General features: G+C 33.8%; 21 protein-coding genes. 4 read left to right on the plus strand and 17 right to left on the minus strand.

The window, feature by feature from the left end; all coding sequences use genetic code 11:
- Window positions 1–3 precede the first annotated feature (3 nt).
- The 4 genes from AVL50_RS04245 to AVL50_RS04260 form a co-directional block, all read right to left on the minus strand.
- A complete protein-coding gene (locus AVL50_RS04245; RefSeq protein WP_062615240.1) occupies window positions 4–798 on the minus strand; it encodes a cation diffusion facilitator family transporter in 795 nt (264 codons plus the stop codon).
- A gap of 60 nt (window positions 799–858) precedes the next feature.
- On the minus strand, window positions 859–1,269 hold the full coding sequence (locus AVL50_RS04250; RefSeq protein ID WP_062615241.1) for a Fur family transcriptional regulator: 411 nt from the start codon (window positions 1,267–1,269) through the stop codon (window positions 859–861).
- A 185-nt stretch (window positions 1,270–1,454) separates the two neighbouring features.
- Window positions 1,455–3,647 carry a T9SS type A sorting domain-containing protein gene (locus tag AVL50_RS04255; protein WP_062615242.1) on the minus strand — a complete coding sequence of 731 codons (2,193 nt, stop codon included), beginning with the start codon at window positions 3,645–3,647 and terminating at the stop codon, window positions 1,455–1,457.
- 246 nt (window positions 3,648–3,893) lie between these two features.
- Window positions 3,894–4,283 (minus strand): hypothetical protein, encoded by a 390-nt coding sequence (locus AVL50_RS04260; RefSeq protein ID WP_062615243.1) that lies wholly within the window; start codon window positions 4,281–4,283, stop codon window positions 3,894–3,896.
- Between the two features lie 304 nt (window positions 4,284–4,587).
- Between AVL50_RS04260 and AVL50_RS04265 the strand changes: the two genes are divergently transcribed.
- On the plus strand, window positions 4,588–4,905 hold the full coding sequence (locus tag AVL50_RS04265) for a DUF2834 domain-containing protein (RefSeq protein WP_063850533.1): 318 nt from the start codon (window positions 4,588–4,590) through the stop codon (window positions 4,903–4,905).
- Between the two features lie 108 nt (window positions 4,906–5,013).
- Here AVL50_RS04265 and AVL50_RS04270 read toward each other — a convergent pair whose 3' ends face one another.
- Window positions 5,014–5,220 carry a hypothetical protein gene (locus AVL50_RS04270; RefSeq protein ID WP_062615244.1) on the minus strand — a complete coding sequence of 69 codons (207 nt, stop codon included), beginning with the start codon at window positions 5,218–5,220 and terminating at the stop codon, window positions 5,014–5,016.
- Between AVL50_RS04270 and AVL50_RS04275 the strand changes: the two genes are divergently transcribed.
- On the plus strand, window positions 5,219–6,868 hold the full coding sequence (locus AVL50_RS04275; RefSeq protein ID WP_062615245.1) for a hypothetical protein: 1,650 nt from the start codon (window positions 5,219–5,221) through the stop codon (window positions 6,866–6,868). The two genes, AVL50_RS04270 and AVL50_RS04275, sit on opposite strands and share 2 nt — an antisense overlap.
- A gap of 760 nt (window positions 6,869–7,628) precedes the next feature.
- Here AVL50_RS04275 and AVL50_RS04280 read toward each other — a convergent pair.
- From AVL50_RS04280 to AVL50_RS04310, 7 genes are all read right to left on the minus strand, one after another.
- Entirely contained in the window at window positions 7,629–9,290 is a 1,662-nt protein-coding gene (locus AVL50_RS04280) for a SpoIIE family protein phosphatase (RefSeq protein ID WP_062615246.1), read from the minus strand.
- 136 nt (window positions 9,291–9,426) lie between these two features.
- Window positions 9,427–10,245, minus strand: coding sequence for an ABC transporter ATP-binding protein (locus tag AVL50_RS04285; protein WP_062615247.1), 819 nt, complete (start codon window positions 10,243–10,245; stop codon window positions 9,427–9,429).
- Between the two features lie 46 nt (window positions 10,246–10,291).
- Window positions 10,292–11,176, minus strand: a complete 885-nt coding sequence (locus AVL50_RS04290; protein WP_062615248.1) for an ABC transporter ATP-binding protein — start codon at window positions 11,174–11,176, stop codon at window positions 10,292–10,294.
- 5 nt (window positions 11,177–11,181) lie between these two features.
- Entirely contained in the window at window positions 11,182–12,264 is a 1,083-nt protein-coding gene (locus AVL50_RS04295) for an ABC transporter permease (RefSeq protein WP_062615249.1), read from the minus strand.
- A 150-nt stretch (window positions 12,265–12,414) separates the two neighbouring features.
- Window positions 12,415–13,815, minus strand: coding sequence for a CmpA/NrtA family ABC transporter substrate-binding protein (locus AVL50_RS04300; RefSeq protein ID WP_062615250.1), 1,401 nt, complete (start codon window positions 13,813–13,815; stop codon window positions 12,415–12,417).
- A gap of 21 nt (window positions 13,816–13,836) precedes the next feature.
- The gene (locus AVL50_RS04305) at window positions 13,837–15,114 is read right to left on the minus strand and encodes an alginate export family protein (RefSeq protein ID WP_062615251.1); all 1,278 of its coding nucleotides are present in this window, start codon (window positions 15,112–15,114) and stop codon (window positions 13,837–13,839) included.
- Between the two features lie 370 nt (window positions 15,115–15,484).
- Window positions 15,485–15,847 carry a hypothetical protein gene (locus tag AVL50_RS04310; RefSeq protein WP_062615252.1) on the minus strand — a complete coding sequence of 121 codons (363 nt, stop codon included), beginning with the start codon at window positions 15,845–15,847 and terminating at the stop codon, window positions 15,485–15,487.
- A 260-nt stretch (window positions 15,848–16,107) separates the two neighbouring features.
- Between AVL50_RS04310 and AVL50_RS04315 the strand changes: the two genes are divergently transcribed.
- Both AVL50_RS04315 and AVL50_RS04320 read left to right on the plus strand, forming a co-directional pair.
- Entirely contained in the window at window positions 16,108–16,935 is an 828-nt protein-coding gene (locus AVL50_RS04315; RefSeq protein ID WP_062615253.1) for a serine hydrolase, read from the plus strand.
- The gene (locus tag AVL50_RS04320) at window positions 16,866–17,453 is read left to right on the plus strand and encodes a serine hydrolase (protein WP_172826758.1); all 588 of its coding nucleotides are present in this window, start codon (window positions 16,866–16,868) and stop codon (window positions 17,451–17,453) included. Before AVL50_RS04315 ends, AVL50_RS04320 begins: the two co-directional genes overlap by 70 nt.
- Before the next feature lie 126 nt (window positions 17,454–17,579).
- On the opposite strand, the gene AVL50_RS04325 is transcribed toward AVL50_RS04320, so the two are convergent.
- The 5 genes from AVL50_RS04325 to AVL50_RS04345 form a co-directional block, all read right to left on the minus strand.
- A complete protein-coding gene (locus AVL50_RS04325; protein WP_062615255.1) occupies window positions 17,580–18,740 on the minus strand; it encodes a TIGR03364 family FAD-dependent oxidoreductase in 1,161 nt (386 codons plus the stop codon).
- 262 nt (window positions 18,741–19,002) lie between these two features.
- Window positions 19,003–20,538 carry a caspase family protein gene (locus AVL50_RS04330; RefSeq protein ID WP_062615256.1) on the minus strand — a complete coding sequence of 512 codons (1,536 nt, stop codon included), beginning with the start codon at window positions 20,536–20,538 and terminating at the stop codon, window positions 19,003–19,005.
- 166 nt (window positions 20,539–20,704) lie between these two features.
- Window positions 20,705–20,983 carry a DUF3144 domain-containing protein gene (locus AVL50_RS04335; RefSeq protein WP_044204262.1) on the minus strand — a complete coding sequence of 93 codons (279 nt, stop codon included), beginning with the start codon at window positions 20,981–20,983 and terminating at the stop codon, window positions 20,705–20,707.
- A gap of 3 nt (window positions 20,984–20,986) precedes the next feature.
- The gene (locus tag AVL50_RS04340; protein ID WP_062615257.1) at window positions 20,987–21,634 is read right to left on the minus strand and encodes a hypothetical protein; all 648 of its coding nucleotides are present in this window, start codon (window positions 21,632–21,634) and stop codon (window positions 20,987–20,989) included.
- A gap of 101 nt (window positions 21,635–21,735) precedes the next feature.
- Complete coding sequence (locus AVL50_RS04345; protein ID WP_240970893.1) at window positions 21,736–22,284, minus strand: bifunctional precorrin-2 dehydrogenase/sirohydrochlorin ferrochelatase; 549 nt, start codon at window positions 22,282–22,284, stop codon at window positions 21,736–21,738.
- Window positions 22,285–22,522 lie beyond the last annotated feature (238 nt).

Consider the following 22,522-nt stretch of genomic DNA (forward strand, 5'->3'; position numbering starts at 1 on the left):
CAATTACTTTCCCAATTTTAATATACGTATTGCTCCTTGGATAACCACTACGAAAACTATAGTTCCAACGATAAGGTCAGGTTTATTTGATTCCAACCAATAGACAAGTAAACCTGCCAATATAACACCTCCGTTTATAATCACATCATTGGAAGTGAAAATCATACTCGCTTGCATATGAGCCTCTTCTTTATTCTTTGACTTCTGTAGAAGATACAGACATAAGCCATTTGCCACTAATGCAAATAAAGAAACTGTGATCATAGTTGAAAAATCAGGCATTTGTTCATTCAAAATAAAACGTCTGATCACCTCTATAAAACCGGCCAAGGCAAGGAAAATCTGAAAGTAACCTGAAATAACTGCAACTCTTTTCTTCTTTGTTATTGTTTTCCCAACTGCCAGAAGACTAATTCCATAAACCAACGCATCGGCAAGCATATCTAAACTATCAGCCACCAGTCCCATCGAGTGAGAAATCAAGCCAGTAGTAATTTCTATGATGAAAAATGTGAAATTGATCACCAATACCATCCAAAGTAATCTCTTTTGATTACTTTCTTCTTCAAAATCAACTTCCTCTATTTGCACTGTACTTTGTTGATGTCCTCCTAAATTTAAATCTATTATTGCTTCTTCAATCGATTCTAAACTCCCATTATGATAAACCGTAAGCTGTCTATTGGGTATATCAAAATCTAAGTTTTTAATCTCTAAAATCCCATCCAATTTCATTCGGATTAGCGTCTCCTCTGATGGACAGTCCATTTGTTCAATTTTAAATATTGTCTTTTCCATACTTTGTGATTTTGTATATTACAAAGGTAGGTTCAAGACAGTGCAACTCGATTGCAAAGTTTACTTATTGCATTGATCACAAAGGCCTTTTATGACCATATTAGCATCCGTCATTTTGAAGTTTTTGGGAAGTATTATGGATGGAATAGGGTGATCCATCAAACAAAATGTTTTTTCACAAGAAGTACAGTAGAAATGATAATGCAGATCTTCTAATTCACAATTACACCCTTCAGCACATACGGCGTATTTGGTCATACCTGTACCATCATTGATACTGTGAATTAATTTGTACTCTTCGAAGGATTTCAAAGACCTGAAAATAGAACTTCGATCCATATGCAAAAGTCCTATTTCCATCTCTTTCAAGGATAAAGCTTTATCTTGTTCCAAAAGAAATTCTAATAGGTTTAATCTAACAGCAGTGGGTTTCACACCTTTTAATGCTAATATATCTTCAGCTTTACGCATTCAAACTCTAATTTTAATGGAAGAAGTTGAGTTTCAAATTTGGCGTTTTTGATAGTGAATCACAATATTAGTCTGCTTAAAAAATAAATCCTGAGTAGAAATTTGCACTACAAATATCAAACTCAGGATTCTATGACTGACGAAGGTCTTCTTTAAGAATATGACAACTTCATGAAGAAGTAAGTTTATTTTTTAATAAAACGCGTGGTATATACTTCATCTCCAGTTGTAACTTTCAATAAATAGGTACCTAAGGCTAATTCAGCGACTTTAATCTCAGTAACTGTTTCTCCTTTTTTAGGTGTGACCAACTTCAATAGTCTTCCACTTACATTTAGAATTTCAATTTTCTGAATTTCACTTCGCTTATCCTCCAGGGTCATATTTAATGTTCCTTCCACAGGATTAGGGAACACTTTTAATACCGTATCTTTCGCTTCAATCAGGTCAGTGCTTGTTACACCTTCTGTTACTTTGATATTTTCAATCTGATCTGTCACTTTTTCAAAACTACCGTTTTCAGGTGTAAATTCTATAGTGATTTTGTAATCATCAGCAGGAGGTAGATCAGTATCTATTTTTAGCGTTCTAGTCAAAGTACGTTGACCAATACGCTCAATACGTGTTTCATTGGCCATCACAGCGTTGTTTTTATCTAACAATTCGATTTTCAACGTACCATTCTCATACGTTCCGTAAGAAAACTCTATATCAACTTCTGTGGCATCTCCTTTGATTTCAGTCGGCACAGTCAAAAGTTTGATGGCTGGCTCAATTGCTTCTTCCACATTGAAGTAAATAACAGGTTCTACAGACACCGCTTCAGGATCTCTCCAATCATACCCTTGACGATGCATATATACTTTATAAAAATAATTTGCCCCGATTGTAGCCGGAGAATTTGTTCTCACATTGATGGTCGCTACGCTATTTCCTGCTTCTACATCAAGGTTACCACTTCCAAACCAGCTTCCATCAGGTTTTCTAATTTCAATATTGATCTTACAAGGTTCATCAGCTTCATATTTCACATTAATTGGGTAAGTGGTCTCACCAGGTAATAATGAAGTAGGAATACCTTCACTCCACAACTTCTTCTGCAATGGCTTCTCTACCACATCAAATAATGTTGAAGTAGTTTTCAATACATTATCTCCTTCTTTGATCTCATAAACCACTTTATAATCCGTGCCAATGACTAACTCTTCAACTAAATCAAATTCTGTGAAAATTGATTTTACACCTTGTGCAACATCATACGTTTTTTCTGCCAATACATTATTAGTAGGGTCATATAATGTTACTTTCACTGTTCTAGCAGTAGATGCAGAATAAATTAAAGTAGTAGAAAATTGGCGAGAAGGATAAGCAGTAATCGTTTCCTCATAACCTTTGATATTATCCGTAGAATTATTAAATAATGCTTCATCAATATCTACTAGCTTCCAAACTCTTACCCAATCATACATTACAGCACGTTGTGCCTTTGTTCTGAAATCATCCTCAAACATCCACTCTTCTGGCTTTGGATTGGTTGCATTTTTCTCATCATCATCTCCCCAGTTATAGGTTTCCATTACAATAATTACCGGCATCGGTAAAAAATAGTCACGTGTTGGAGTGATTGTACCAAAATATTTGTCATCGTTATAGAACATAGCCGTATTAGCATCTTTCCACCACATACCCACTGTATTCCATCCCAATGGTTCAGCCAGTCCAGGAGCTTTTACACCACTGTTAGTAGATTCAAATGGTAAACGTTCACATGAACCGTTCGCATCACTGAATGGTTTTGAATGGGAATTTACATGCTGAATATTATTGAAAGAACCATCACCGTGTTCATTAAACGGGCCAGTATAACCCATATTTTCAATGATATCCAACTCTGTTGCATACTTTGTATTACAGTCATCAGAAGTTGTTCCTCTAGAATTCATAAAAACACCAGAACCCATTGGGAAATCTGAAGGTTTCACACGTACTTCAAAGTAGCCATAAGTCTGTAATACTTTGGTGTCCATACCTCCTCCGGCAAAATAATAATCTTTACCATTACCACGTGGAAAACGCTCGTCTTCATAATACCACATGGGATTCATGCTCATATAATAATTGTCTGAGTTGGGATCTTTAACAGGCTCTAAGATTCTTTTGTCAAATGCAGCCGTTCTTCCCCAAGAGTCTGCTTTGTCAAACAATCTCCATTTATCGGTATTAGGGCTGTTGGCATCAAATTCATCACTCATTTCATGATTCAAAACCCAAACTTTACCTGCAGGAGGATCTGGAGGGTCTGCCATAAGCATGGCTGGAGTGAAAAATATCAATAAAAATAAGTAAGTAATTCTTTTCAAAAAAGTAGTTGTTTGCATGGTTCCAAGTATTTGTTTTACATTTCTTGTTCTGTAATACTAATCAACTTTACGATTTTACAATACCAATAATTTATATCAAATACACCTACTACTAAGTTTAAACCCGCATATTCCTAGATTTTTTTTCTTTTAAATTAATTTACTTTTCCCATTGCTTCATAAGCAATTTCAATTCTTATTGAAGATAACATGCAATACAATTTAATCTAACAACTCTCTTTATCAATGGTATGTAACAAAATATTACAACTCAGCTAAGAGTTCTTGATCCACTTCAGGGTTGTTTTTAATGTGTACTTTTAAATCTGCAATCGATTTATCTGCTATTAATTCAGAGCCACTATTTTCAATTCTATTCAGCATTATGATCCCCATAAAGGATGGCTTATATAGAAGAGATTGATACAATTGCTCCTCATAATCCAAAGTTTCCAAACCATGTAATATTGACCAAAACACACCTTCCCCATCGCTTTTATTATATTTTTCAAAAAGGTTAAATAGAACATTTATTCCAACTTCAGGCTTATCCAAAGTCCATAATTGATCAATAAGATCATCTAGTTCAAGCCAATTCCCATCTTTAGGGTGAAAAGATTTTATGGAAGAAATAATTTCAAGAGAATTCTTCATTTTAATTGGTAATTTGAGTGGTTTAAGTACTAAGGCAAAAATAAATCATAGTTAATTCTAATTTATTTTTTGTGAGTTCAACGCTAAAAAACGTATTAATAGTGGTTCTATTAAAAGTTTTTTGAAGGAAGTAATCGCAACACAATAAATAGAATTAGTATTAGATAATTTTGAATTTGTACTTATATCTTTTATTTCAGCTTAATCATAAACTTAATGTAAAGTGGTACTTTTGATAAGATAATAGCCTTGAGTTACAAAAGAAATAATAACCTACTTTTAGTAATACTAAATATAAAAACAGATGAAAATTTCAATTATTTACTTCTTTCTATTTATTCTTGGAACAATTGTTCCCTATTACGAATTGATTGATTTTCTCTTCACTAATGGATTTAATTTTCATCTATTTTTTGAACAGCTACTAATGACAAATATCAGCCGTTTTTTTGCTTATGATGTGATTATTTCAGCTGTAGTCTTGATCGTTTTCATCCTACATCGAAGGACTAATGTTCAATATTATGGATTAGCAATTCTAGCCACTTTTTTCATTGGCGTGTCAGCAGGATTGCCTTTGTTTTTATATTTAAAAGAAAAGGATAAACAGATATTGAAGTAACACTTTTTATATTGTTTATTTAATGTTAATTTTGAAAAAGAGTAGTACATAAAACATATGCACTACTCGGAATAAAATCAATTAGAAATTGAGAGGTTCCAATTAAGACTAAAGCCTGTCGTTTAAGTTTGCATCATAATATGATTCTACTTCTTCCGGTGCATTAGGGTCATCTTTGGTATCCTTTTTAGAGTCAATCTCAGTTGGTGCATTCGGATCATCTCCAGTATCTTTTTTTGATTCTACTTCTTCCGGTGCATTAGGGTCCCCTTCAGGATATAAATTACTCTCTATAAAACTATTACATGCGAACATGATAACACAAAGGCTTACTAAAACGATTACTTTTAAAGATGAAGTTTTCATAATAAATAAAATTTTAAGATTAAGAATATGTTTAGTTATACTAATAATATTCCTTCCATGGGCTAGTAAGGCTAAAACCTCAACTAACTACGATAGTTTATTAGTATTAGCAGAAGGATTCAGGAAAAAAGATATCAATACATCTATTGAGTCATATAAGGAGGTTTTTCACAGTAATACTAATGAAAGTAATAAGGCTTTTTCGGCTTTGTCTATAGCTTATTTGTATGAAAAAGAACTTTTTAACAATGATAGTGCTCTTTACTATTTGAATTACTCATTATCTCATCAAACTGATGATAGGAATGTATTAATCAATTCATATTTTTTAGCTGTGCAAATTTATGGAATAGTTGGAAATATAGATTCTGTAGATTTTTACCTTGACAAGATAAAAAATAAGAAAAAAAGTACTCCTTATGAAAAGTTTTATAGTAACCATAAGTCGCATTACCTCTTTCTCCAAACTAAATACCTTGAGGCTATTAATGAATTGAAAGAAATTCCAATTGATCAAATGTCTAACGTTTTAGTTCACAACTTATTATTATATTATTATAAAGGAGGGCAATTGTATGTCGATAAAATACTTAATCAAAGACCTTTCCATTATCTATTTCACTATCCTTTAGGATTAATAGAGTTAGAAAAAGAAGAATACTCAAAAGCTCTTGATCACTTTGAAGACTACTTCTCTGCTGTATTTAAAAGCCTTTCAAAGGATAAAATAGACAGATTTGAAATTTATAAACAGTTCAAACTGTCACGTTCAATGTATGCTTCTGCAATTTGCCACCAAAAAATGGAGAATATTGACAAGGCTTTAAGTACTCTAGAAGTGTCTTTATATCACCTTTCTAAAACTGAAATCTCTCAAGATATCCGATACAAAGTTTTCAAGAGTATGGTTCTTACAAAGAAAGCCGAGTTACTGCACCTCCAAAAAAATGAAAATGCAATTGATTACATTAATATGGCATATGAAGTATTGGAGAATTATGATGAAAACGTCAGTGGTGTTAAATATGAGCGAATCAATATCTCGGCCATGGAAGCTAAAATCTTAGAAGAAGAAGATCTTATTGATAAGTCTATTTTAATGATCACAAAATTTTTAGAGAATGACAGTCCTAACAAATGTAGAACTGAGGAAGGCATTTTTTTTAGAGATAATTTCTGTAGAACCAGGAATGAGTTACAGGTCATGAAAGCGGGAATTATTTCTTCTAATGCCAATAATAAATATTATTACCTCTTCTTATTTATATCTATTGGAACAGTGTTTCTCGGTCTAAAGAAAATCATTCATAAAAATGTAAATACTGAAGAAGAAGTTGAAAAAATAACTACTAATGAAACAGTACTTACAAAAGAAAAAACTACTGTAGATATTCGAAAAATTATTGGATCAGATTACCAACTGAATAAAGTCCTTCCACTTTATTTAGAATATGAAAAGTATGCTGTTGTAGCTTTAGAATTAAATACTTCAGAAAGTAATATTAAGTACCATATGAGGGAACTTCGATTAAAAAATAAAGTAAATACTAATTATGATTTACTCAACCTGATTAAACAAAGTGAACTTTATAATTAGAATTAAAAATCAAACAAAAATATAAATAGCTTTTGGCCTTACAAGTCAAAGGCTTTTTTATTGAATAAGGTTTCAACACAATTTTCTTTAAAAAAAGATTAAAAAAACACTTTTTATTAAGTGATAACAACCCTACCAATTAAAAAACAACAAACTTACTATCAGTAATTTAAAATCTGAAAATTTCAAACTAACCAAGGTTAGGACTAATCCCAACCAACGTTAGGAAGGTTGTATGGTGGCAAAGTAAAGAAAAGCGGTCAATATAGTAGAATGTGGGTTTTGCCTTATTGTATGACGTCTTTTATTAAAATACGATAAGACAAAAACTTTAACATTGTTGTGTAGTGATACACGACTTACTTTACTAGTCACTATGCTCCTGCCTTATGGGCGGGAGTATTTTATTCATCTTGAAAGAATTAAAACTAATCTCAATATAAGAACTAACGAATGTTGATTTATCCTACAGGAAATCACATATATCACACGTAACTTTCCTCATTATACTACATCTATTCTTAGAAAAGAGTTTCATCTATGGAAGATGTAAAGCAAATTATTTTGTTAGTTAAAACGGTAGCTAAGAGCTTAAATCAACCTTAGCTTTCTTAAAGCCTTCAGATGATTTTTTTGATACATAATGGAATAAGATTAGCTTTTTATGATGAATGGCGTAGCGATAAAAATAGAGATAAAAAAACACCCACTCCAATAACATGAAGCGGGTGATCATAATTACAAATCAATAAATAATCAATTACAGTTCTACTCCTACAATTAGAACGTCATCTGTTTGTGCGTTATCTCCTTTCCATTTATCAAAGACGCCTTCAAGGACTTTCTTTTGTTTTTCCATAGGATAATTCATCGTTCTGTTTAATGACTCAATCAAGCGATTCTGCATAAACTTACTATTTGAATTCCCACCGAATTGATCTTGAAAACCGTCTGATGACAGATATAATCTATCACCACCTTGATAATTGATGGTTTGAGTCTCAAAACTCTTTTTAATATTTTTAGTAGAATAACCGATCGTTGATTTTGAACCGGCTACCTTTTTGATTTCATTATCTGCTCCCACAAAATAAAACGGCCTTTTAGCACCACTAAATTCTATGATTCGTTGATCTTCATTGATCACAACCAAACCTAAATCCATACCGTCATACACCTTATGCGTGTTTCTTAAGTTCAATAATGAATACAACTCCATATCCAATAGATTAAGTACATCATTTGGTGATTTGATCTGCTGGTTTACAATAATATCATTGAGCAGAAGGTTACCGATGATAGTCATAAACGCCGCTGAAACACCGTGACCTGTACAGTCTGCTACAATCAAGAAACGTAGTGACCCTGCTTTGTAATACCAGTAGAAATCACCGGAAATAATATCTTTTGGCTTATTTAAGATGAAACCGTCTTTGAAATCATCTAATATTTCTTGTCTATACCCTAAGATTGAGTGTTGAAGTTTCGTGGCATAGGTAATGCTTTCTGTTACTTTTTGGCTAGCTGAGGCTAACAAATCATTTTGCAGTTTCAACTCATTACTTTGAGCCAAAATCTCTTCATTCTTATCTTGAATTTCTCTAGTTCTTTCATTGATTTTAAGCTCTAGCTCTTTATTCAAGTTCACTTGAAGCTCATGATTTTTCTCTAGTTGCTCATAAAGCTCCTTCTCCACTGATTCTTTTTTCTCTTCTGAAGCCAACAAATTATCATGTGCCTCACGAAGTGCCAAACCTCTGTTGATTGTCTCTCTAAGGTATTTATCTACAGCGGTTACTGCTGGCCTGAAGATGAAGAATGCTTCCAAGAAGATTGAAAGTAATGTGATCCCTAAAAGAATCATCTCAATCAATTTAACTTGTTGTATTCTTGCTGTTGATTCATGATCATATTGGAAGGTAATGGTGTTCATTTGTTTCAAAAATGATCCTTCATTTCTTAAGATCTGCGAGACAAATGAATCTATAATATAAGCTTCTTTGGCTAGTAAAATACTTTGAGAAGCTTCATACATCTCATCAAAATTTTGAGCTATATCCTCAAACATTTGTTTGATAGTAGCACTGTTTTCTCCCTGAAGTTCCATTTCTGGCAAACGGTCTCTCAAACCATGGTGAGAGGAAGACCAAAGTTCTACAATAGTAGAAAATTCTTTTTGAATTTCCTTAAATTCCACTTGGTTATCAGCTCTTTCCAACTGTAGTGCTAACTTACTGATTTTTTGACTCAGCATTCTTTGACGACCAGAAATGTTAATTACACGAGCATCTTTTTCTTGCTTATTCAATACTGATCTGATCACGATCTGACTAGCAATACTAAGTAATGCAATGATAGAAAGGGCAATGACATAAGATGCCGTAAATCTTTTCTTCGGATTTTTTAATAGATACTTGTTCATAGTCTAGTATTGTAGTCGTGAGATTGCTTTTTCAGTAAAATGTTTAATCGGTTCTATGAAAGTAGTATTTTTCATTATACATACTAAAAGGAAAAAGATATTGCTCTTGTGCATTTTACACAAGAGCAAAAACTTTCTAGTGATTTAAGAAATCCATCAAATACCCTCTATATTGATAATAATCAGGGTGCTCTAGGATATCTACTCTATTACGTGGTCTTTCAAATGGGATTCTCAATTCATCACCAATTTTTGCGAAAGGTCCACTTGTCATCATAATTACTCTATCAGCAAGGAAGATTGATTCGTCCACGTCGTGAGTGACCATAATGGCAGTAATTTGTTCTTTTTGCCAAACTTCAAGAAGTACGTCCTGCAATTCACCTCTTGTCAGTGAATCCAGCATACCGAAAGGTTCATCAAGCAGTAATACTTTTGGTTTTAAAGCAAAACCTCTAGCAATACCAACCCTTTGCTGCATACCTTGCGACAACTCTGAAGCTCTTTTATTGAAATCATTTCCTAAGCCTACTTTGTCTAAGTAGTACTTACAAATGTCTTGTTTTTGTTTTTTAGTAGCATGAGGGAATACCTGCTTCACCCCGATCATTACGTTTTGTAATGCTGTCATCCAAGGGAATAAACTTGGCGACTGGAATACTACTGCTCTATCAGGTCCTGCACCTCTCACTTCATCACCGTCTACATACACAGCACCTTTACTGATTTCATTCAGACCTGCGATCATCGTCAACAACGTTGACTTACCACATCCTGAATGGCCGATTATCGAGATAAATTCACCTTTTTTGATGGTTAATTGTAGATCTGATAATACTGTATAATCGCCTTTAGGAGTAGGATATATTTTAGCAATATCCTTACAAACCAACATATCTGGTCTTGTATCCTCTATAATTTCCGGCTTTAAAATATCTTTTGCAATAACGCTCATCTTCTTAATAATTTAGATTGTACATGAATTAGAAAATGTTGTTGATCTAGAAATACTCCAGTTTTTCCTTTTTCTTTCTAAGTCCCCATTTGATACGCCCTGGCATCACTGGTTTTAAATCTGGCAACTCATATTGAGTTGTTTTCTGGCTTGACCTTGAAGCTCCTACAGCAATCAAGTATTCCAGAATCTCGTTTCTTAAGTGTTTGTAAGTATCGTTTTTGTTGATCTCTGCAATCACTCTCGGACGAGCAAGATCTACCTTGAAATTAGGACCAAGTGTTGCCTCAGGACCTGGATTTAATGGTATGATTCTATCTGCCATTACAATCCCTTCATCCACATCGTTTGTAATCAGAAGACAAGTTTTTCTATCCTCACCCCATATGTTGACAATCTCTTCTTGAAGCGTTCCCCTTGTCAAAGCATCCAATGCACTCAATGGCTCATCCATCAATAACATTTTTGGATTCATAGCTAAGGCTCTTGCTACAGATACCCTCTGACGCATACCACCAGAAAGTTCCGAAGGTAATTTGTCAATGGCGTGAGAGAGATGTACCATACCTACGTATTTCTCTATCATCTCTTTCTTTTCATTTTTAGAAGCAGATGGATACACCTCATCAATCGCCAATTTAATATTCTGCGCCACAGTCAACCATGGCAGCAATGAGTAATTTTGGAAGACTACTCCCCTGTCAGGACCAGGGCCAGTGATTGGTTTTCCTTGTAGAAGCACCTCTCCCTCATCAGGAAATTCCAATCCGTTGATCAGGTTGATTAAGGTTGTTTTTCCACTACCGGTAAAACCTACGATGGCCACAAACTCACCTTCCTCAATCGTTAAGTTGATATCTTTTAAGACTTCTACTCTATCTTTTCCGGTTCCGTAAGCCTTGCTTACGTTTTTCAATTCTAAGTACGCCATAGGAATTACTTGTTAAATGACATCATTTTTTGAACTACCATCATGATTCTATCTAACATAAAACCAATCATACCGATCACGAACATGGCTACGATGATCTTCGCGTTTGAATCACTTGCTCCGTTTTGGAATTCTTCCCAAACAAATGAACCTAAACCTGGCGACTGTGCTAATAATTCAATCGCAATCAATACCATCCATGCTACTGAAAGTGTAATTCTCAAACCTGTGAAAATCATTGGAAGTGACGATGGCAATACTACTTTGAAAATGTTTTGACCGATGCTAAGTTTCAATACTTTAGCAACGTTTACGAAGTCTTTATCTACCGTAGAAACACCCATACTTGTGTTGACAAGTGTTGCCCACATTGAACATAAACCTACTGAGATAAATGAAATCATAAACGATTTATCCATATCCGAGTCAGACATTACTGTCTTCACGATCATAAATACTAATAATAACCATACTACTGGCGATACTGGCTTCAAAATCTGAATTAACCAGTTAAATGAAGTTCTTAAGGTTGTGCTCAGACCGATTACAATACCGATAGGAATAGCAATAAATGCTGCTAATAAAAATCCTGCGAATACTGTTTTCAAACTTGTTTTGATCTGATCTACAAATGAAGGTCTACCTGTATAAGTAATTGGGTCTTGACCTTTTGCAATTCTTTTTTCGTTTGTTTTAGCTACTTTTAAATCAAATGCATCTTTCTTCGCTGAGATAATCTTGTGATCTGCTAATAATGAAAGGTATGCATCCCACACTTTTGCCGGAGATGGCAATGTGTTTGGCTGACAGCTTACATCACCTGATATAATACAGTTTTGCATTTCTAATGCTCCAGCATCACCTCTTTCTGCTCTTGCTTTCTCAATCTTTGCTGTTGCCTCTTTGCTGAATAGATAAGTTGCACCTGCGTGCCAGATACCGATAAATAATAAAATTGATAAAAGTGGATAGATATAAGACTTTAACAACGCTTGTACATTTTTCTGTACTTCCTCGCCTTTGATGACGCTAATCCATGGTGCTAGAAAAGCTTGGATTCCGGTTAATTGCAGTATTCTCTCTTTCATGATAGTATTATTCTTTTAGTTCCTTTTGTAATTGATTATTATAATTATGTCAGTTTAGTAGAAGTAGAATAGATGATAAGGGCGATGCAGTACTACATGTAGGTGTAAGTCCTGCACCTCCCTTGTACAATCTAACTTGAAGAATGATTATTACATTGCTTCGTCTTTATTACCTATTTCGAAGCTATTGATGTAACCTAGTGGGTCTTTACCATCAAATAGTTTTCCATCGATAAAATCTTTTGTTGGAGCTTTGTATCCATCAGTTTGAGGAATGTCAGACTTAGATAAGTGACCTTCTTCTACTAATAGGTTAGCTGCTTTTAACCAGATATCAGGTCTGTAGATATCTTTGATCGTTTCGTCATACCATCCTTTAGCTTTAGCTGTTGGAATTTGACCCCATCTTCTCATTTGAGTTAAGAACCACACACCATCTGAATAGAATGGGTAAGTTGCATGATGACGGAAGAATACGTTGAAGTCAGGCATTGAACGCTTGTCACCTTTCTCAAATTCGAAAGTACCTGTCATTGAGTTAGCGATTACTACTGAATCAGCACCTACGTATTCTGGCATTGATAAGATACCAACAGCTTTTGCTCTGTTTCCTGGCTCATCTAACCACTTACCTGCTCTAATTAATGCTTTTGTTACTGCTACTGAAGTATTAGGATATTTCTCAGTAAATTCTTTTGTCATTACGAATACTTTTTCTGGGTTGTTTTTCCAGATATCGTAGTTTGTAGTCACAGGAACACCAATTCCTTTAAATACCGCTTGCTGGTTCCAAGGCTCACCTACACAGTAACCGTAGATAGTACCTGCTTCTAAAGTTGCTGGCATTTGCGGTGGAGGAGTTACTGACAATAATACGTCTGCATCTACTTGACCTTGAATGTTCTCTTTAGTATACATACCTGGGTGAACACCTGCTGCTGCTAACCAGTAACGAATTTCATAGTTGTGCGTAGAAACTGGGAATACCATACCCATTTTGAAAGCTTTACCGTCGTTTTTGTACTCTTTGATTACTGGTACTAAAGCGTCAGCTTTGATTGGGTGAACTGGTTTACCATCTTTCATTGGTACATTCGGCTTCATTTTAGACCAAACATCGTTTGATACTGTGATACCGTTACCGTTCAAGTCCATTGAGAATGAAGTCACTAAGTCTGCTTGACGACCAAATCCAGCTCCTGCTGCGATTGGCTGACCTGCCAACATGTGAGAACCATCTAATTCACCATCAATCACACGGTCCAATACGTTTTTCCAGTTTGATTGTGCTTCGATAGTTACGAATAACCCTTCGTCTTCGAAATATCCTAACTCTTTAGCGATTGCTAAAGGAGCCATATCTGTTAACTTGATGAAACCGAAAGTCAATTGTGGCTTTTCAATTTCTAATTGATTTGTTGATGATTCTTCTGCTGTTACAGTTACAGAATTTTGAGTTTCTGATGAAGATTTTGCACCACTGCAGTTGAATAACATCCCTGCAAGCGATAACGCTACAAGCGATGAGATGAATGAGTTGAACTTTTTCATGAGTAATAAGATTTTTATTGATTATTTAGATGCCTTTGAAGTAAATAATGTTGGCTTGAATGTAAGCATTACGAATGCCCAGTTATTGATCAAGTCTTTGTTACCACCTTTTAATGCTACCATGTTGTCTGTAGCGAACATTTGAGAGTAACCAACTACTAATGAAGCGTCTTTACCTAATGATTTCGCGTAGATCAAGTCGATTTCAGTACCTAAGTTTGAACCATCTAATTCTGCTGCTGTATCACCTGAAATATATTTCGTTTGCTCAGCCATGAATTGGTGCAATTGAACTTTGAATGTACCTTTTGCTACTTTGAAAGCAGTGTTTAAGTAGATGTCCTGTAAACCTACGTTCTTATGAGGGTTACCTACGTAGAAGTAATCCATGAAACCATTGAATTTGTGGTTAGTACCGTAAGCTGGAGCAAATGAATTGTTCTCATCAGAAGTGATATCATTACCCGATAATACTTGGTAACCTAAAGTGATTGGAGTAACTTTTGTCTTTAAAGTAAGGTTAAGATCTAGTAAATAAGCATTTACATCAGCCATCCCGAATGTACCTGTTTGGTAGTAACCTTCACCTGCTATTGTTAAAGCACCGAAAGACTTGCTACCTACTAAACCTAAAGTTTGTCTTTGAGAAACACTGTCTGAAGTTGCACCGTATTGGTAACCGTCATTGAATACTAAAGCTGAAATTTTACCGCTTTCCCAGTCTTTATGTGCCCATAAGTATTGGAAAGACTTGTAACTGTTCACTCCTGAGTAATCGTTACCTACTAACATACCTGGCTCAAAACCAACTTGGTTGAAAGCAAAACCTGCGTGCACTTTGAATTTTGAAGCTTTATCATCGTAGATAAATAAAGCTGCATCGTGTCTTCTACCTTGTTGTGCCCATTCTAATCCACCTAAGAATCTTTGGTTGTCATAAGAGATCATTTGACGACCTACTTTTAAACCAAACTTCTCAGTGAAGTTGTACTGTGCCCATGCCTCTGAAATATTCGTTAAAGAGTTTGGATCTGTCTTATAAATCTGATTAGTAGAACCCCACACACGAACATCTTGTAATGAAATTCTCATTGTAAATTTGTCCGATTTATAGTCAAGGTTTAATCTCGATCTTTGCTCTGTGAAAAATGCCGGCTCCTGAGTATCTGTTCTTAGCTTCTTAAAACCGTTTCTTAATTCAGAACGTGGTCTTATCTCTGCTGATAATTTGAACTCTTGTGCAGTAGCTTGGAATCCTACACCTAATAGCAATACGATAGCGTAAATAAACTTTTTCATTAGCCTTAAGTTTGTTAAACTGATTGAAGTATTTAAGTAATTATACTTAGATTATACGCAAACATAGACCGATCCTTAAAGAATATAAACGGTATTTTTCATAAAAAAAGATGTTTTTTAAACAAATCAAAAACTGCATTTTAGCAGTTTATATAATTTAAAAAACTGACTTACAGATATTTAAACACATTAAGTACAACTACTTAAATAACTAAAGGGTAAAAAAAATACTACTTAATTTTATACTTATTTTTACGTAATCATCGAAAAAATACGCATTTCACTACTTAAAAATGAAAACAAAAAAAAACTGCTTCAAACATGAAACAGTTTTTCTAAATACTTTATCTATAATTTTTCTATAATTTTTTTATAATGTCGGTGTAAACTTTCTCATGGACATACGTGCGTCTTGCTGTGCTTGTCTAACCCATTTTTTGAATAATTCCATTTTTCTATTCAAATCTTCAGGTCTTTGTCCAACTACTGTCTTATACACCACAAGTTCGTTGTGATTGACATCTTCAATCTGAAAGTCTTCTCTAAAACGGTAATTACTTAATAATTCTCTTATAATACTTTCCGTTCTTTCTCGACTTTCAAAAATGTTATCACTCGATACTTTAAATGCAAAAGTAGCTGCATGAGCAACTCCTTCTTTTACTTTCAAACTCCACTTGAAATCAAGTTCAAATGGAATTGTATCCAATAATGTCGAATTGAACTGATTCATTTTATAAGTATTTATGGTATGTGTTTAAGGATATGGTAACACAAAAATAAACCATAGGAATTAAGTTCCCTAATAATTTAAACGTAAATTTCACACTTCAGTAAATATTTTAAGAAATTATATTATTTCAATACCACAAGTTCTTCTTAAAACCCTATTCATACTAAAACAATATTTTTTTCATATTGCTTTAGGGTTTTCTTTTTTGTTTTGCCCTTCTAATATTGAATAGATAGTTACTACTAAAAAGATTTACAATCATGAAGACGCAACACAAATTATTAAGTTTACTTATAGGATTAATTGGGATGATACTATTCTTCGCTTTTAATCAAAAGAAGACGATTGACAACCCTAAACTGATCTATAATAAATATGCTACAGCAAAAGAGATTGGATTAATGGAAGGATTTCCAACGCCAGTTGAAAAACAAGTCAATAAAAAAAATGCATTACTCACTCCTCCCTACAACCGCTGGTCTTATTTACATATGAGAGAAATATATCCAACAGCACCCATTAGTGCAGCTGAAAAGACTTATTCTCTAGAAAAAAACATTGACACTTCTTTTAATCACATCAAAGTATTTCATCCTGAATCAAAAGATTCTATTTCTTGGAACAGCTATTTCCAACAAACATATTCGGATGCCATTGTAGTTATTAAAGACACAAATATTGTATATGAAAAATATGACAACGGCATGCACCCTGACCAACCACATCAAATGATGTCTGTTACCAAATCATTTGGAGGGTTACTTGGCTTGCTAGCTGTTGAAAATAAGCTGATCAAAGAAGACGACTACGTAGTCAACTACGTACCTGAGTTAAAAAAGGCAGGTGCTTTCTCAGATGCTACTTTCAGGGAAGTATTGGATATGACCAACTCAATGGATTTTGATGAAACATATGCTGACCCAACATCAGGTATTCGCCAATATGGTGCTGTAATTGGATGGACAGAAAAGGAAAAGGAATTCATTATAAAAATAACTTATATGATTATTTGCAGACTTTGCAGAAAGACCCACTTCATCAGCATGGAGAAATTTTCCATTACCAAACTCCAAAAACTGATGTGGTAAATTGGGTAACTAATAGAGTAAATAAAGCTTCTTTTCAAGATGCACTTTACCAACAACTTTGGTCTAAGTTAGGAACAGAAGGAGATACCTATGTTTTATTGGACAACAATGCTACAATTGTAGCTGGAGGTGGACTGAATGCTACACCTTACAATCTTGCACGATTTGGAATGATGATGATTAATGATGGAAAACTGAATAATAAACAGATTATCCCTCAAAATGTCATTCAAAAACTAGAGAAAGGCGGAAGCATTCATGCATTTGACATGGGATCTGAATCCGATGGAGTTGTTTTTCCTAAAGGAGAATGGAGTTATAGAGGTCAGTGGTGGGTAAAACATACCAAAGACCAAGAAGCAATTGTCGCTATTGGAATCCATGGACAATGGATTTACTTAGACATCAATCATAAGATTGCTATCATAAAACAATCTTCACAACCATTATCCAAAGATGATACTTTAAACGGACTTGACTTAAACGCATTTTACTCTATCGTAAATCATTTAAATTAATACAGTGCTTTTAATAGCTTCTAATTACAAATTCAAAATTAACTATGATTTATTTTTGAATTTGTACTTATTTTTAGTTTTCTATAAAAAGAAAGGCTCAAGAAGTAAAATTCCTGAGCCCTATTTTTATATTAATTCTTTCTCTTTATGAATACCTTCACCTAACCATTCCTTAATGTGCTTTTCGGCTAAGCCAAATGATAGTGTCATACCATTACTGCCTAATCCATTGACGAGATGAACATTTTCTTCTACTTCTGAATGAAAATAAGCTTTGCCAATTGTTTTCAGATAAGTACCATTCCAAGTTTCTTGTACTTTAAAATCCCCAAGGTCAATAATCTCTTTCATCTGATTAATTAAAAATTCATTGATTTCATTATTATTCTTGAACTTCTCTGTACCGTATTCATGAGAATCTCCCAAAATCACATCTTTACTTGGAGTTGTTCCTATCATAAGATTAATCCCCCATTCATTAAGCAATGGTGAATCAGCACTAAGCTGTTCTTTAAGTTTACTCATTGAAGGACAAATATCAAACGAAGGATAATGCGTCAGTGAAGTGCCTGTTGCGATGGGAAGTTTAGGAAGTTTGGTTTTGTCATGTACTTTCAACTTCATCATCTGCAATGTACACAGCGTTGTATTTTGATGTTTGATTTCCTCTGGGAATAAGCTATAAATATCACTACCGGTTGACAGCAACACCTTCTTTGCAGTCAATGTTCTTGAGCTTGTAATCACTTTTCCTGTCTCCACATATAATATTGGTTCTGAAAAGAAAATGTCAACCCCTTTAAATTTAAGGTATTCTATCAGCTGAAAAATGGCTTGAAAAGGAGAAACTTGAATTTCAGTGGCACTCAAAAGTCCCTTCTCAATAGAAGATGACGACATTGAAGGAATATACTTTCCAAGTTCATCTCGATTCAAAAGTGTTGTTTCATAAGGCTGATTCTGCGTCAGCGAATGAAATTCATCTAATACATCAGCTTCTGTTTTTGAATTAGCTAAAAATAAAGAACCTCTTTTACGAGCCCATATCTTAGCTTCTTGAATCATTTCCAACCACACCTCTCTGCTTCTCAATGCAAGGTCAAAATGCTCACCGTTCTGTTGTCCGATTAGCCAGTAGAAACCAAAATTTCTTACCGAAGCACCCATTGGTTTAGGTGTTCTTTCTATAACAGCCACTTTCAATCCTTTTTTGACGGCAGCTAAAGCATGTGATAGTCCTACGATTCCAGCCCCTCCAACAATTAAGTCATAAGTATTACTTTTCATAATATTTCAGCACGTTGGGTTTCTAAACTTTTAGTACTCAATCGAAATTAGTTTATCGTTTATAGAGTAATTTTGATTACGTACCAATTGTGCAATAATATTACAAGAAGTAAGCAACTTAGTGATGTATTAATAGTAAACTATAGATGAATTAAAGACTGTAAACCCAATTGTTATATTTCTTTTTTTACTTTTATGTTATTTAATTTCGACACTTATAAATATCCTACAATAACACATTAGTATATTACAAATCAACAACTTAATCCCCCGTCATTCCTTCTGGATTGATAAAAACAAATTGTCCACCTTCATCCCCCACTTGGAACAATACTCCAAACTGCGGTACATTATAACTATTATTCCCCACTGCTTCATTAAAGCTATAAAACAACGAAGAGGCCGTTAAATATTTTTTCTTGTTTTCTCTCAAAGCTTTCAACAAGTATTTCATAAAAACACTTTCATCGGGCACGGTCTTCAATGTACCGCTTGTCATACCTTTCCTACTGACTTTTTCATAAGATTGAACAATACTCCTTCCCGCATCAGAAAAGGCTGATCGTGAAGGTTTGAAAATACTTCCACCAAAACAGGCATCAGATATCAATAATGTATGTTTGGAGTGTATGGCGTCAATCTTAGTTCTGAGTCCTGAATTAGCAATCCACCCAGAATCATCTCCTTCTTCCGCATTGGAAGGCAACCAATACCCTTCTTTTACTTTATCATCATAAAATCCATGACCTGCGTAGAAAATGATCAAATTATCATTTTTGGTAATTCGGTTTCTTAATTGATTAAAGGCTTTATAAATCTGTGATCGATTGGGATCTTGAAGAAAAACGATATTCTCTGAAGCAAAACTGTATTTAGACACCAAAATATCTCTGAATAGTTTGGCATCTCTTATTGGAAATTGTAAATCTTTAATTGAGTTATGTGTGTAATTCTGAACCCCAATAATTAATGCATAATAATTTCCTTTTACATTGGTAGAAGAACCTGTTTTATCGTTAATTACTTTTAATGCCCTGGTTTCACTTTTGGTTTCTTCTTTCTTTGGTTCAGGCGGGTTTGATACTATTGTCTGCACTGATTTGTAATGCTGGGATTGAATTTCCTCTGTAGACTTTTCCTCTGTATTATTTGTTTTTGTGATGACTTCATAGACTATAAATTCATCTAAAGCAATGGAAGTTCCATCTGCAACAAAGCCTGTAAGGTCATGGTCTGAAGGGATAGGTTCTGCCTTAAAACTGAAAAAATTATCATCATTGACAAACAAGTGATATTCGTTTCCGATTTTTTCAACTGCTAGAATATTAAAATCATCATACTCTAAATAAGGATTGTCTGTCCAAGGTAAGAGATCTACCCAATAACCATTTTCAACTTTCATCACATGCACCTGTCCTTGTGCATTGAAACCCATTCTAAACCCAGAGGAAAAATCTGGAGCTCCACCCCAAAACATATCATTAGAATTGGTTCCTTCTCCTTCTAAATAATGTACTGTGCCTTCTATTATATAATTGTCCAGTTTTGGATACCCTAACCCTGTAATCATTTTGATAGCAGGTGTTTTATTTCCATAAGACATCAAATACGCTAAACCATTATGAAACTCATAATGTACAGCATCTTCATCTTCATAAGTATAACCAACCCAAGGATTGTTAGCGTCATTAAATTCTTCCACAAAGTATTCATTAATGGTAGAATTATAAGCATCAATCACTTGTGCATAGGATGTTGTCACTGAAAGCAAAAATAAAAGCAGTAGTAGCAGTTTCATTCTTATTTGTATTAAATTATTGAAGAGTGTTAGCACAAAGTTACGGATTTAAATTATTCAATTCTAAAGTGGATACATAATCTCCTTTTCAAAACCATTACTGCTTCTTTTTCAATTACAGATTAAAGGATGAATGGAACCTTCCTTATTATTTAGTCAGTATCGACTATTTCATATATTCCTCAAAATTCTCAATATATTCATCAAGATTTTCCTCTAACATGATTTTATATTGGGTCACAAAATAGTCTAATACTTCCTCTTTTTTCTCTTTCATTTCTTCCTTTTCTGAAAAACCACAAGCTGTCACCCAAGCATTAAACCTAGCCACACTATACATCATAGAAGCACTGACTTTCCCTTTTTCTGTCTCTTGTAGTTGTGAATTAGAAAGGTTAATATGTTCATCAGCTCTTTCGTAAAATTTATCATCTGTTTTACTCATCGTTTATTTTATTAAAGTGTAAGGTTCCCAATCTACCGTTTCTACATTAATGTAGTCTGAGAAAGATATGTAGTCTTTTTCAGATTCTAATATTGCACAAGGTAAAAAGTCTTGTATACTTTCTGAAGAAGAGTTATCAATACTTTTACTCCAAAAAGAACGAACATTATAGAATATTGCTTTGCACTTGAGTAAGTGATATACTTGCTCTACAATTTCACTCACTTTATCTTCTCCAAATTGCTGAAAAAACACTTTATTGAAACTTAATTGAGTACCACTCCCTACTGCTTTCATATGATAGGAATCATGAATGATAAGACTAACTGAAGGAGTAGTATGGTTTTTATGACAATATTTGATGCTTGGAATAAATGATTTTAAAGAGGAAATATAAAAATCTTGTCTTTCCTCAAATAGTTTTGCCTTTATTTTCTCTAAAGCTTTATCATTCATACTCATATCTCCAAACTTAATGTTCTTAGCATCTGCAATCACATTTAGTTTCAAACTATTTCTACCTTCAATATTTTGTATTAATGGAACTATGAATTGGAATAATTGATCCCAATCTGATGGTTTGCTTAAGATCTCATTTAATGACAAGTCAGAGTACATCAAATAATTAATATGTTTGTCTGAAATATGCATACGTTCTCTGTTTATATAGTTTGCTAATCATAATATGAATCATCAATTATAAAAAAATGACACAACAATTTAATTTTTTAAATCATTGTGTCATCTCTGTTTTATTCTTTTTTATCAAAAACTTGCTGGGTGATATCGTTTAGCTTTTTCACTTTAAAAGCAAAATCACCTTTCAGTTTATCTCGGATCGTTCTAAGGTTATCCAATAATTGTTGTGTTTCATTTGGAAGAGCATCTTCTAAAAACTCTCTCATTCTTTTCGCTAAAGTTGGAGATTTACCATTCGTGGAAATACCAATTTTCAAATCTCCTCTTGTTACTACTGATCCTAAATAGAAATCACATAAATCTGGCGTATCTGCTACATTGACCAACATTTTTCTTTTGTTGGCTTCCTTTTGAATCTCAACATGCAAACCGTAATCATCCGTAGCCAATAAAGCGATATGATGAGGATCTAAATCTGAAAACTCAAATGCTTTCTTATGCAATGTCACATTAGGAAAATCTTTGGCTAAATCCAATAACGCTTCTCCAAAGTCAATAGAAACTACCGATACTACAGCGTTAGGGCTGTTTTTCAATATGGCCTCTAATTTTTCATGTCCTACATTACCACCTCCTACTATAAGTGTAGAGATTTCTGACATCTTTATAAATATGGGAAACATATGATTCATAATAGGAAGTATTTTAGTTTTAAAAATCTTATGGTCTATAAAACAAATATTGAGCTACTAGTGTTTTAAAATTCATTTTAAAAATTAGCCGTAATCACTTCAACACAGAAATATTGATTGTATGAAGTATAAAATCTTTTACAATTAAAGTTATAAAAGATCCCAATATTCTTTGCTCATAATTGCTGACATGACGTCAATCAAAATG

Origin of the sequence: Flammeovirga sp. SJP92, from assembly GCF_001583495.1 — a bacterium.
GTDB lineage: Bacteria > Bacteroidota > Bacteroidia > Cytophagales > Flammeovirgaceae > Flammeovirga.